The 12,586-nt window shown below is 67.4% G+C and carries 9 protein-coding genes; 4 read left to right on the forward strand and 5 right to left on the reverse strand.

Annotation, left to right across the window (positions count from 1 at the left end):
• The first annotated feature begins 42 nt into the window (after nt 1-42).
• From IBJ82_RS20535 to IBJ82_RS20545, 3 genes are all read left to right on the forward strand, one after another.
• Complete coding sequence (locus tag IBJ82_RS20535) at nt 43-897, forward strand: N-acetylmuramoyl-L-alanine amidase (protein WP_370585400.1); 855 nt, start codon at nt 43-45, stop codon at nt 895-897.
• A gap of 420 nt (nt 898-1,317) precedes the next feature.
• Nucleotides 1,318-2,154: a carbohydrate-binding protein gene (locus tag IBJ82_RS20540; RefSeq protein ID WP_370585401.1), complete on the forward strand. Its 837-nt coding sequence runs from the start codon at nt 1,318-1,320 to the stop codon at nt 2,152-2,154.
• Nucleotides 2,155-2,279: 125 nt separating this feature from the next.
• The gene (locus IBJ82_RS20545) at nt 2,280-2,672 is read left to right on the forward strand and encodes a hypothetical protein (RefSeq protein WP_194827569.1); all 393 of its coding nucleotides are present in this window, start codon (nt 2,280-2,282) and stop codon (nt 2,670-2,672) included.
• A 57-nt stretch (nt 2,673-2,729) separates the two neighbouring features.
• Here the strand turns inward: IBJ82_RS20545 and IBJ82_RS20550 are convergent, their stop codons facing one another.
• Nucleotides 2,730-5,327, reverse strand: a complete 2,598-nt coding sequence (locus IBJ82_RS20550; RefSeq protein ID WP_194827570.1) for an ATP-dependent Clp protease ATP-binding subunit — start codon at nt 5,325-5,327, stop codon at nt 2,730-2,732.
• A 317-nt stretch (nt 5,328-5,644) separates the two neighbouring features.
• Between IBJ82_RS20550 and IBJ82_RS20555 the strand changes: the two genes are divergently transcribed.
• The gene (locus tag IBJ82_RS20555; protein WP_194827571.1) at nt 5,645-7,708 is read left to right on the forward strand and encodes an AMP-binding protein; all 2,064 of its coding nucleotides are present in this window, start codon (nt 5,645-5,647) and stop codon (nt 7,706-7,708) included.
• Here IBJ82_RS20555 and IBJ82_RS20560 read toward each other — a convergent pair.
• From IBJ82_RS20560 to pruA, 4 genes are all read right to left on the reverse strand, one after another.
• Complete coding sequence (locus IBJ82_RS20560) at nt 7,691-8,314, reverse strand: TetR/AcrR family transcriptional regulator (protein WP_194827572.1); 624 nt, start codon at nt 8,312-8,314, stop codon at nt 7,691-7,693. The genes IBJ82_RS20555 and IBJ82_RS20560 overlap by 18 nt on opposite strands.
• Before the next feature lie 30 nt (nt 8,315-8,344).
• Nucleotides 8,345-9,772: an amino acid permease gene (locus IBJ82_RS20565; protein ID WP_194827573.1), complete on the reverse strand. Its 1,428-nt coding sequence runs from the start codon at nt 9,770-9,772 to the stop codon at nt 8,345-8,347.
• Between the two features lie 127 nt (nt 9,773-9,899).
• Nucleotides 9,900-10,865 carry a proline dehydrogenase family protein gene (locus IBJ82_RS20570; RefSeq protein WP_194827574.1) on the reverse strand — a complete coding sequence of 322 codons (966 nt, stop codon included), beginning with the start codon at nt 10,863-10,865 and terminating at the stop codon, nt 9,900-9,902.
• Nucleotides 10,865-12,511, reverse strand: a complete 1,647-nt coding sequence (pruA, locus tag IBJ82_RS20575) for an L-glutamate gamma-semialdehyde dehydrogenase (protein ID WP_194827575.1) — start codon at nt 12,509-12,511, stop codon at nt 10,865-10,867. Before pruA ends, IBJ82_RS20570 begins: the two co-directional genes overlap by 1 nt.
• Between the last annotated feature and the right edge of the window lie 75 nt (nt 12,512-12,586).

The following is a 12,586-nucleotide window of genomic DNA, read 5'->3' on the forward strand; positions in this document are numbered from 1 at the left end:
GACTGCGATGCCGCGTCAGGCAGGCAGGCGACCCCGGGCTGCGTGCGTGACACGGTGCGGACGAAGTCGCCTCGTCGCCGGGTGTGGCACGGTGGCGGGGTGCGCCCCCGCTTGTTCCTGCCCGCCTGCCTGCTCGCGACGACAGCGCTGTTCGCCGGATGCGCGTCCACCACCACGGATGCGAACCCGCCGACGTCGACCGCGACGGCCGTTTCCTCGGAGAGTGCCATGCCGCCGACTTCCCCCGCCGCGAGCCGTACCGTTGTCCTCGATCCCGGTCACAACGGTGGCAATGCCGCCCATCTCGCGCAGATCGACGCGCGAGTGCCCGACGGGCGCGGTGGGACGAAAGCCTGCAACACCACCGGCACCTCGGCCGCGAGTGGCTATCCCGAGCACGAGTTCACCTGGGACGTCACCCTGCGGGTGCGCGACGCCCTCGCCGCGCGAGGTGTGCGGGTGATCCTCACGCGCCCTGACGACACCGGCGTCGGACCGTGCGTCGACCAGCGGGCCGCTATCGCGAACCAGTCGGGCGCCGATGCGGTGGTCTCGATCCACGCCGACGGCAATACCGGCGCGGGCGCGCACGGATTCCACATCGCCTATGCCGAACCCCCGCTGAACCCGGTCCAGGCCGAGGAGGGAACGCGACTGGCGACTGCGCTGCGCGATGCCATGATCGCCGGTGGTGCGGTGCCGTCGACCTATGTGGGCGCGGCGGGACTGGATCCGCGGGCTGATCTGGCCGGGCTCAACCTGGCCGAGCGGCCCAGCGCCCTGGTCGAATGCGGGAACATGCGCTCGGCCACCGATGCCGCGCTCATCGAGACCCCGGAGGGGCGCGCCCGCTACGCCGAGCTCATCACCGCCGGAATCCTCGCGTTCCTCGGCTGATTCGAGACGGCCTCCCGCTGATTTTGGAGGAGTCGCGCAAAGTTCGCCAGGCCCCTGCGGCGGGTGCCCGCGCTTGAGCGGTAAGGCGGCTTGTTGTCAACATGGCTACCTATCGACAACTCCTGGCAAATCTGTGCACCCGGGATAGCTGCGAGATTAACCAGTCGTTTGCCATCGATGGATACCGGTTGGTTCGAAACGGAGTTGTTCGCTGAATTCGCACGTGTGCGAAACGGCCTGTGAATACCGGCTGGTAACAGTATTTTTCGCTACTGGAACGGTTGACGGTTGATCTTCGTCACCCTAATGTTCGGTGTCACAGTTCGATATCGAAGTGTTCAGTGTCATCGCTCGAAATGTTTCCCGGACGGCAAGCCGGCCCCTGCCGTCCTCCGCGTGCGTTTCCAAGGAGTATTGATAGTGAGAAGTCGAATTCTGTTCATCGCCGGAGCAATGGCATTGGCGCCCATCGTCACAGCGTTGGTTCCCGCCGGAAGTGCCACTGCGCACGGCTGGATCACCGGACCGGCGAGCAGGCAGGAACAATGCGCCCGTGGCCTCGTGCCCTGCGGTGCGGTGAAATATGAACCGCAGAGCGTCGAGGGCTCGAAGGGGCTCACCAACTGCAGCGCGAACAAGTACCCCGAGCTCGATGACGACAGTCTCGGGTGGGTGCCGCAGAAAGTCTCCAACAGCGCGAGTTTCACGTGGAAGAATACCGCGAATCATCGCACATTGAATTGGGAATACTTCATCGGCAATACCAGGGTTGCCGTGTTCGACGGTCGAAATGGACAGCCCGCGATGGAAGTAACCCATACCGTCGATTTGTCGAACTATTCCGGTCGTCAGAAATTGCGTGCGGTATGGAATATCGGTGATACCGCAGCGGCCTTCTACAGTTGCGTCGATCTCGAGGTGGCTGGTGGTGGCGGCACCCCGCCGACTACGACCACTCCGAAGCCCACCACGCCCCGGCCGACCACCAGCACCCCCGCCCCCACCACCACGCCACCGGCGACGACCACGAAACCGCCTGCCACAACCACGAAACCGCCGGTGACGACCACCCCCGGGCACGAGCACCCGACAACCACGACTGCGCCCGCCGGATCGTCGTGGCGTCAGGGCGCCACCTATGCCATCGGCGACAAGGTCACCTACCAGGGCGCCACCTATAGCTGCAGACAGGCGCACACGGTGCACGACCCGAACTGGACGCCGCCGAATACCCCCGCACTCTGGTCTCGGGTGTAGTCGGCGCGACGAGGTCGGCGAAACGGTTCGTGTGTTCTCCCACCATCGGTCCCGCGATGGGGTGAGGATGAGACCGACTCGCCGGCCTCGCGTTCGGTCGGCCCCGCAGCACAAGGACGTGAGATATGAGTGACAGGAAATTCGCCATCGCCGTCGCCGCCATCGGGACGGCGTTGCTGGCCACGACCATCGGCGCTCCCACCGCCACGGCCGGTGTTTCGCAGTTGACCGTGAAACCCAACCTGAGCGTCGGCTCGGCTACCAACTACGGCACCGGATGTACCCACCAGTTGCTGGCCAGGCTCAGCGTCGGCATCATTCCTGTCGCCTTCTACGACAACGGCGTACTGCTGGCCGTGGTCGCCCCGACCGACGGCGTCGCCATGTTCAACTGGGTGCCGTCCTACACCGGTGCCCACGCGCTGATCGCCGTCCAGGACGGCATCGCCAGTGGCGCGAATGTGTCGGTGGGCCGCGGCTTCCGCTTCGGGGAATCGTGTGTGGTCAGCGGCGGCTGACCCACGCGACAACACTGTGGCCCGGTTCTCGCGAACCGGGCCACAGTCGTTCATCCGCTACTTCGATGCGAGCTTCTTGTCGTCACTCTTCTTGCCCGAGGCCTTCTTGGCGGGCTTCTTCGCCGCCTTCTTCGGGGTCGGCGCGGCCGGCGAACCGTTGGTCTCCGGTGTGCCTGCCGGGTTCACCGCGGTGACGACCAGATCGTCGTCGGCGGTATCGACCTTCACCGTGCCACCCGGCTCCAACCCGCCGTCGAGCAACAACCGCGAGACCCGGTTGTCGAGCTCCTTCTGGACGATGCGCCGCAACGGCCGCGCACCGAACTCGGGCTGAAAACCCCGCTCGCCCAACCAGTCCACCGCGGATCGGCTGATCTCGAGTTCGATGTCCTGGGCGGCGAGCATGCGTCGCGTGCGATCCAGGATCAGTTCCACGATCTGTTGCAACTGCGCGGAGTCGAGGCGGTGGAACACGATCTGCTCGTCGATGCGGTTGAGGAACTCGGGCCGGAAGTGCTGGCGCAGTAGCTGTTCGAGCTGCGGCACGATCGAGTCGAGGTCGCCGGGGGGCGCCTCGAGGATCACGTGCGAACCGATATTGGACGTCATGATCACGATCGTGTTCTTGAAATCGACTGTGCGGCCCTTGGAATCGGTGACGCGGCCGTCATCGAGCAATTGCAGCAGCACATTGAACACATCGGGGTGGGCCTTCTCGACCTCGTCGAACAGGATCACCGAATACGGCTGACGACGCACCTTGTCGGTGAGCTGCGCGGCATCGTCGTAGCCGACGTATCCGGGCGGGGCGCCGACGAGCCGCGAGACCGTGTGCTTCTCCTGGAACTCGCTCATGTCGAACCGGATCAGCCGGTCCTCGTCGCCGAAGACCGCCTCCGCCAGGGCCTTCGCCAGCTCGGTCTTGCCCACACCGGTGGGACCGAGGAACAGGAACGACCCGATCGGCCGGTTCGGATCCTTGAGCCCGGCCCTGGCCCTGCGGACCGCTTCGGCGATCGCCACGATCGCCTCGTTCTGCCCGATCACCCGCTTGTGCAGGACGTCTTCGAGCTGGAGCAGACGCTGCTTCTCCTCGGCGGTCAGATCGGCGACCGGAATGCCGGTGCGCCTGGAGATCACCTCGGCGATGTCGACGACCTCGACGATCGGCTCCGAGGACGTGGCACCGGAATCCTCCAGTTCCTCCTCGGCGGCGTCGATGTCGGCCTTGAGCGCCTTGGCCTTCTCGTAGTCCTCGTTGTCGACCGCGGCGTCCTTCTCCCGGTACAGGCGCGCGATCGCCTCGTCCCTGGCCTTCACCGCCGGGTCGGGGGTACCCGAACGGAGCCGGACCCGCGCGCCCGCTTGATCGATCAGGTCGATCGCCTTGTCGGGCATGAACCGGTCGGTGATGTAGCGATCCGACAGCTGCGCGGCCGCGACCAGCGATTCGTCGGAGTAGCGCACCTGGTGGTGCTCTTCGTACACATCGGCGAGACCGCGCAGGATCTCGATGGTGTCGTCCACCGAGGGCTCCGAGACCAGCACCGGCTGGAACCGGCGTTCCAGGGCAGCGTCTTTTTCGATGTATCTGCGGTACTCGTCGATGGTGGTCGCGCCGACGACGTGCAGATCGCCGCGGGCCAGCGCGGGCTTGAGCAGATTGCCCGCATCCATCGAGCCCTCGCCGCCGCCACCGGCGCCGACGATGGTGTGCAGCTCGTCGATGAACACGATCAGCTCGTCCTTGTGCGCGCGGACCTCGTCGAGGATCTTGGTCAGGCGCTCCTCGAATTCGCCGCGGTACTTACTGCCCGCCACCAGCGAGCCGACATCGAGGGCGATGACGCGGCGGTCGGCGAGGGTGACCGGCACGTCACCGTTGACGATGCGCTGGGCCAGCCCCTCCACGATCGCGGTCTTGCCGACGCCGGGATCACCGATCAGCACCGGGTTGTTCTTGCGCCGCCGCGACAGGATCTCGATGGTCTGCTCGATCTCCTCCGCGCGGCCGACGACCGGGTCGATCAAGCCCTCGCGGGCTTCGGCGGTGAGATCGCGACCGTATTCGTCGAGGGTGGGTGTGTCCGATTCCGGCTGCTGCCGCTTCGAGGGCGCGGTCGCCATCGGGGTTCCCGGCGCGGGCACACCACCGCTCTCGGTGGCCGCTATTCCGGCGACCAGGGCCTGCGCCGCGACGCTGTCGGGCAGCGAGGCGATGCCGAGCAGGATGTGTTCGGGGCCGATGTAGCTGGCGCCGGACTGGGCCGCCTGCCGCTGGGCCGCCCGCAATGCGACCTTGGTGGCGGGGCTGAGCGTGATGTCGGCGAGGTCGTCCTCGCTGGGTCGGCCGGTGTCGAGATAGTCCTGCATCTGCTCGGCGACCTGGTCGGGGTCCAGGCTGAGTTCGGCCACGATGCTGCGCCCTGGTTCTGCTTCGGTGGCCGCGTAGAGCAGGTGTTCGGGAGTGATGTCGGGGTTGCCCCAATCCTGGGCCGCCTCGCGAGCCGTACCGACCAGCAACTTCGCGTTGTCGGTCATGAGTCTGCCGAGATCGATGCGTTGGACCGGTGGCTTCGATGACATTCCGGAACCGAAAAACCGCTGGAAGATGTCGTCGAAAGGGTCCCGAGAACTCGGCCAGCTCGCTGTCATGTCCACACCTCTTCGCTCGTCGTGCCGCGGATCGCGGCGACTCCTGCAGATCGGGTCGGTACTGCCAGCAATACTTCGGCATCCCCGAAGGGTGTGCAAGGGATTGGACAGTTTCACATCGGCGATGTCGGCAGGAGTGGCCCTCCGACCAAAATCCGGCGGAAACGGTCCCGAACCACCGGTTTTGTCCGATTCTTGATGACGGGGCGCCGCTGCCGGGTAGCGTGGCGACCCGCGAGGTGGTACCGACCACAGCGCCCATTTTTGCCCGCCGACCAACTGGGTCGAACAGGCCGACGGGAAGTAGAGCACGGAGTTTGGTCACCGACGTCATCGATGTCAGCGCGGATTTCACGATCGCGCGTCAAGCGTTGTGGGATGTACTACTCGATCCCCAGAGTTACCCACGCATGTTCACCGGTATCGGCAGTTGTGAACCGGTGGAACGCCCCGACGGTGCGGTCCACTGGCAGGTGCGGATCGGGTCGGCGAGCGGCGGTATCCGCACGCACGAGTTCATCCTCGTCATCGGCCGCTGGTACGAGAGTTTCGAACTGCGCAGCCCCGAGCTCGGCAGCTTCGCCGCGGTTCGATTGCGTGGCGATCAGGAGCGGACGCGTCTGGATATCACCCTCTTCGCGGTGGCGCGTATCCATCCCCTGCTCGAGCAGGGCGGCAATTCGCTGGTCACCGACTGGGTGAAGGCGGGGCTGCGCCGCACCGCCGACTCGATCGCGGGCACCCGTTCCTCGGTGGTGGTCAATGCCGAACGCTCGATGGTGCGCCGAAACGCCGGGGTGGCTCGCAGTATCGCGGCCACCGGGCTGATGCGGCCCGAGCCGGTGTCGATCATGAGACAGCTTCGCTCCCTGTCGAAGTGGGGCTTCAACCTGGCCGGTGGCTACGCGGCGGGTACGGCCTACGCCCCGGATCGGCTCGCGCTGATCGATGCGGGCGGGCACCGCACCTTCGCCGAGGTCGACGCCAGATCCACCGCGCTGGCCGCGGCGATGTACTCGATCGGTCTGCGCAAGGGCGACGCCATCGGCCTGTTGGCTCGCAATCACGCGGGCATGGTCGAAACCATGGTCGCGGCAGGCAAACTCGGCGTCGACGTGGCGCTGCTCAACGCGGGGTTGTCGGGGCGGCGGATCGAGGAGATCGTGCAGCGGCACCGGCTCAGCTCGGTCTTCGTCGACGGTGCGCTGGAAACGCTGATCCGCTACCTGCACAGCGAGGTACCGCGCTACACCACCGACGACTGTCCGCCGCATCCGGACCGCACGACGGTCGACGACCTGATCACCCAGGCGCACACCGACTTCCCGGTGCCCGCCCATCCCGGCAGGCTGATCGTGCTCACCTCGGGCACCAGCGGTTCGCCGAAGGGTGCGCGGCGCCCGCACGCCAAGGGTTTCGGCACCATCGCCGCACTGCTCTCACGGATTCCGCTGCGCGTGGAGGAGGTGATGCTCATTCCCGCGCCCCTGTTCCACACCTGGGGTCTGGCCGGATTGCAGCTCAGCACCGCACTGCGTGCCACCGTGGTGCTCTCGGACGGTTTCGATGCGATGGACTGCCTGCGCGCGGTGGCCGAACACCGGATCACCACGTTGATCGTGGTGCCGACAATGGTGGAACGGCTGCTCGAGGTCTCCGAGGAGGTGCGCGCGGGCTTGGATCTGTCGAGTCTTCGATTCGTGGTCAGCTGTGGCGCGCCGTTGGCCGGGGCCACCGTGCTGCGATTCCTCGACAGCTACGGCGACGTGCTCTACAACGTGTACGGCTCCACCGAGGTGTCGTGGGCCAGCGTCGCCACCCCCGACGACCTGCGGGTATCGCCCACCACCGCGGGCCGCCCGCCGCTGGGCACCCGGGTCGCGGTGCTCGGTCCCGATCTGCGTCCGGTGCCGGTCGGCTCCACCGGGCACATCTTCGTCGCCAACCACATGCTCTTCGACGGCTACGTCAACTCCGCGCCGCCGGAGGAGGCCGACGGCATGCTCGATACCGGCGACCTCGGCTATCTCGACGCCGCGGGGCGGCTGTTCGTAGCGGGCCGCGACGACGAGATGATCATCTCCGGCGGTGAGAACGTCTTCCCGCGCCCGGTCGAGGAGGCACTCGCCCATCTGCCGCAGATCAGCGAAGTCGCGGTCGTCGGCGTCCCCGACCGGGAGTTCGGCCAGCGGCTGGCCGCGTTCGTGGTGAAACGCGAAGGGGCAGGCCTGGATTCGGACATGGTCCGGACCTATATCCGCAACCGCCTCAGCCGTTTCTCGGTCCCGCGCGACGTGACGTTCTTGACCGCTCTGCCGCGTGGCGAGACCGGCAAGATCCTCAAGCGGGTGCTCGTGCCGGGGTCAGCGCTGAGCGAGTAGCGACCCGACCGCGCGCTCGATCGTCGCCGAGGCCTGCTCGGCCGTCAGTCCGCGCCGGTCCTGCAGGTGATGGCGCATCGGCCAGCCGAGGGTGCCGTCGACCAGATCGAGTAGCCCGTCGTCCAACCCACCGTCGGGTCGGAGCAGTTCGGGGGCGAACAGCGCGGCCAGGACGGCGCGGATACGTTCGTCGGTGCGCCGCATCCGCGCGTCGATCGCGTCGATCGATCGGGATTCCTGCAGACCGGGCAGCCGGGGCACCCGCTGTAGCGCGAAGATCGCGGCGCTCTGCCGGACCGCGCTCGTGATCCGCTCGGCCAGAGCAGGCGACGGATCGGGGGTCACCAGGCACGCCTCGACCATCTCGGACTGGCGTTCGGTCGCGGCCACCAGCAACGCTTCCCGATCGGGAAAGTGCACGAACACACTGCGTTCCGAGGTGCCCGCCCTGGTCGCGATCGCGCGCGCGGTCGGCGCGAAATCACCCGCGGTGACAGCGGCGAGCAGCCCGTCGATGATGGCTTCGCGCGTTTTCGCCGGATCCCGCCGCCGCGGCGCGCGCGCCTGCCTCGCGCCCGCCGCGGCGGCGTCCTGCTCCGATCTCATCGACCCATCACAGCACAGTCGGCCGGCGACCTAGTCGCTCGGCTCCGGCGCGGTCCGGTTCATCACCGAATGCTTGCGTGAGTACGCGAAGTACACGATCAGACCGACTACGAGCCAACCGGCGAACCGCACCCAGGTCTCCCACGGCAGCGACCAGATCAGGTAGGCCGAGAAACCGATCCCGACCAGCGGGATCACCGGCATCAACGGCAGCCGGAACGAGCGCGGGGCGTCGGGCCTGGTGCGCCGCAACACGATCACCGAGATGCACACCACGATGAAGGCCATCAGGATGCCGATATTGGTGAGCTCGGCGACGGTGTTGATCGGCAGCACGCCGGCCAGGATCGCGGCGCCGAAGCCGACGATCCAGGTGACCCTGGTCGGCACCTTGCGGGTGGGGTGGGTCTTGGCGAACCAGAGGGGCAGCAGCCCGTCGCGGCTCATCGCGAACCACACCCGGGTGACGCCGAGCATGAAGGTGAGCACGACGGTGACGATGCCCACGATCGCGCCGACCGCGATGATATTGGCGACGCCCGGCATCCCGACCGATTCGAACGCGGTGGAGAAACCACTGGTCGGGCTGATCTCGGTGTATTTCTGCATGCCGGTGAGCACGAGCGTGGCCAGCACGTAGAGCACCATCGCGATGGCGAGGGAGTAGATGATCGCCTTGGGCAGGTGCTTGCGCCCGTCGATGGACTCCTCGGCCGCGGTACTCATCGCGTCGTAACCGAATACCGCGAAGAACACCGTCGCCGCGCCCGTCCACACCGCGCCGGTGCCGAACGGGAAATACGGGTCGTAGTTGGCGCTGTCGATGTGGAACACCCCGAGCGCCACGATGAGCACGACCAGGGCGACCTTGATGCCGACCGCGATCGTCTCGAACCGGCCGACACTGGCGATACCGCGCGAGAGCACCCACGCGGTGCCCAGACAGAACAGCACCGCGAACAGGTCGACTACCCGGCCGTCCCCGGTATCGGGCGCGCCGAGCATCCACTCCGGCAGGGTCAGGCCGATCTGATCGAGTAGGAACCCGAAGTACCCCGACACACCGATCGCGACCACCGCCGCCACCGCGATGTACTCGAGCAACAGGTCCCAGCCGATGAACCAGCCGGCGAGCTCACCGAGCGAGACGTAGCCGTAGGTGTAGGCCGACCCGGCTTTCGGGACCATGCCGGCGAATTCGGCGTAGCACAGCGCTGCCGCGGCACTGGCCACACCGGCGATCAGGAACGAGATCAGCACCGCGGGACCGGTGACCGAGTGCGCGACCGAGCCCGCCAGGGTGAAGATGCCCGCACCGATGATGCCGCCCACGCCGATCGCGGTGAGCTGCCAGAGCCCGAGTGATTTGGCGAGCCGCTCGTCACTGGGGATCTCGTCGTCGACCTCCATCAGTGGTTTGCGACGCAACATCTGCATGCGCAGCTCTGCGAAAGACATTCGCGTTTCCTTCCATCGGCGCACACCGCCGCGTCACGGTGAGCTCCTGCGAGTACACCGCCACGCGCGCGGCGCGGTCACCGAGAGTGAATAATGTTCAGCGGCAATGATTGTTCGACCGAGCCGGTCATCGTCCGCGCGAGCCGACCAGTGCGCGGAGGAAGAACCCGAGGTTGGCCGGCCTTTCGGCCAGCCTGCGCATGAAGTACCCGTACCACTGGTCACCGTAAGGGACATACACCCGAACATGGTTGCCCGCGGCGGCGAGTCGCTGCTGTTCGTCGGGCCGAATGCCGAACAGCATCTGGTACTCGTACTCCTCGGTCTTGCGCTGCGCCGACTGCACCCCGACCGCGGCCGCGGTGAGCACCGCCGGGTCGTGCGAGGCGATCATCGGGTAGCCCGCGCCCGCGGTGAGCACGCCGAGGCACCGCAGGTAGGACGCGTCGACTTCGGCCTTGTCACGGAAGGCGACCGACTCCGGTTCGTCGTAGGCGCCCTTGCACAGCCTGATGCGCGACCCCGGACCCGCCATCGCGCGGCAGTCGTCCTCGGTGCGGCGCAGATACGCCTGCAACACCGTGCCCAGCCACGGGTAGTCGGCGCGGAGTTCGCGCACGATCGACAGCGTCGAGTCGGTGGTGGTGTGGTCTTCGGCGTCGACGGTCACCCAGATCCCCGCGGCCTCGGCGGCGGCACAGATCTGGCGGGCGTGCTCGCGCGCGACGGCGTGACCGTCGCTCGGCACGGCCTGTCCGAGCGCGGACAGCTTCACCGAAACCTCCAGTGGCCGAACAGCTCCCGTGGCCACCTCGGACTGGGGGAGTGCGCCGAGCGCGGCGATCAAGGTCCGGTACTGCGCGAGGGTCGCCTCGGCGCCGGCGAGGTCGGTGGTGTCCTCACCGAGATAGTCGATGCTGACGAAACGCCCCGAGCGCAACAGGGTTTCGGTGGCACGCACCGCCTGCTCCGTGGTGGTGCCCGCGACGAAGCGGGCCACCACCGCCCGGCTGACCGGCAGCCGGGTGACGGTGCGTTCCAGCCGGGGCGAGCGCGCGGCGGCGAGCATGGTCGAACGCAGTAGCACCGACATCAGTCGACCTCCGGTGCCTGGTGGGGGTAGCGATGCTCGGTCGGCGCGACGAAGGTTTCCTTGATGGTGCGCGCGGAGGTCCAGCGCAGCAGGTTCTGTGGGGAACCGGCCTTGTCGTTGGTGCCGGACGCTCGCGCGCCGCCGAACGGCTGCTGGCCGACGACCGCCCCGGACGGTTTGTCGTTGATGTAGAAATTGCCCGCGGCGAAGGTGAGTCGCTGGGTCGCGTCGGTGATCGCGGTGCGATCTCGCGCGATGATCGAGCCGGTGAGGCCGTAGGGGCTGCCGCTGTCGACGAGGTCCATCGCGTCGGCGAAGGCGGTCGGGGTGCTGTCGTCGTAGACGTGCACCGCCAGGATCGGGCCGAAGTACTCGGTGTGGAACATCTCGTCGGCCGGATCGTCACCGACCACGATGGTCGGGTCGACGAACCAGCCGACGCTGTCGTCGCTGTGTCCGCCTGCCACGACGGTCAGACCCGGTGTGGCCTTGGCGCGCTCGAGTGCGGCGGTATTGCGGTCGAAGGCGCGTCGATCGATCAGTGCCCCACCGAAATTGGTGAAGTCGGCGACATCGCCGTAGCGCAGGTCCGACGTCCGCTCGATCAGGTCCTCCGACATCGCCGCCCACACCGAACGCGGGATGAACGCCCGGGAGGCGGCCGAACATTTCTGGCCCTGATAGTCGAACGCGCCGCGCACCAGTGCGGTGGTGAGCACCGCCGGATCGGCCGACGGGTGCGCGAGCACGAAGTCCTTGCCGCCGGTCTCGCCGACCAGCCGCGGGTAGGTGCGGTAGCCGTCCAGGCGCTGCGCCACCTCGCGCCACAGATGCTGGAACGTCGCCGTGGACCCGGTGAAATGCACGCCTGCCAGCCGTGGGTCGGCCAGCACGACATCGGAGATCACCGGACCGGGCCCGTTGACCAGGTTGATCACCCCGGGCGGCAGTCCGGCGGCTTCGAGCAGGCACATCGTCAGGTAGGCCGCTACGGCCTGGCTCCTGGCCGGCTTCCACACCACGGTGTTGCCCATCAGCGCGGGTGCGGTGGGCAGGTTGCCCGCGATCGCGGTGAAATTGAACGGTGTCACCGCGTAGACGAACCCCTCGAGCGAGCGGTACTGCATCCGATTCCACACACCCGGCGAGGAGAGCGGCTGGCCGGCGAGGATCTCGCGGGCGAACGAGACATTGAATCGCCAGAAGTCGATCAGCTCGCACGGGGCGTCGATCTCGGCCTGATAGGCGGACTTGGATTGCCCGAGCATCGTTGCGGCGGCGATCTTCTCGCGCCACGGCCCGGACAGCAGGTCGGCCGCGCGCAGGAAGATCGCGGCTCGGTCGTCGAACGGCATCGCCCGCCAGGCGGGCGCCGCGGCGCAGGCGGCCTCGACCGCGGCGGCGGTTTCGGTGGTGCTCGCATCGCGCGAAGTGCCGAGGACGGCGCCGTGGCGGTGCGGTTCGACCACATCGAAGGCGGGGCCGTCGCCGGGCAGATGGCGGCCGCCGATCACGTGGGCGATCTCGGTGGGGGAGGCGGACAACTCGGCGAGCGCGGTCCGGAGGCGAGCCCGCTCCGGGCTTCCCGGAGCGAAAGTGCCGACGGGCTCGTTGACCGGCGGCGGGGTGGTCGCGATGGCGTCCATGAGTGCGGCTCCTGCGTCGTAAGGGATAGCGGGATGTGACGTAGTCAACACCGATCGGCAGCAGTCATAATCGTC

The organism is Nocardia sp. XZ_19_231, assembly GCF_015355705.1.
Classification (GTDB): domain Bacteria; phylum Actinomycetota; class Actinomycetes; order Mycobacteriales; family Mycobacteriaceae; genus Nocardia; species Nocardia salmonicida.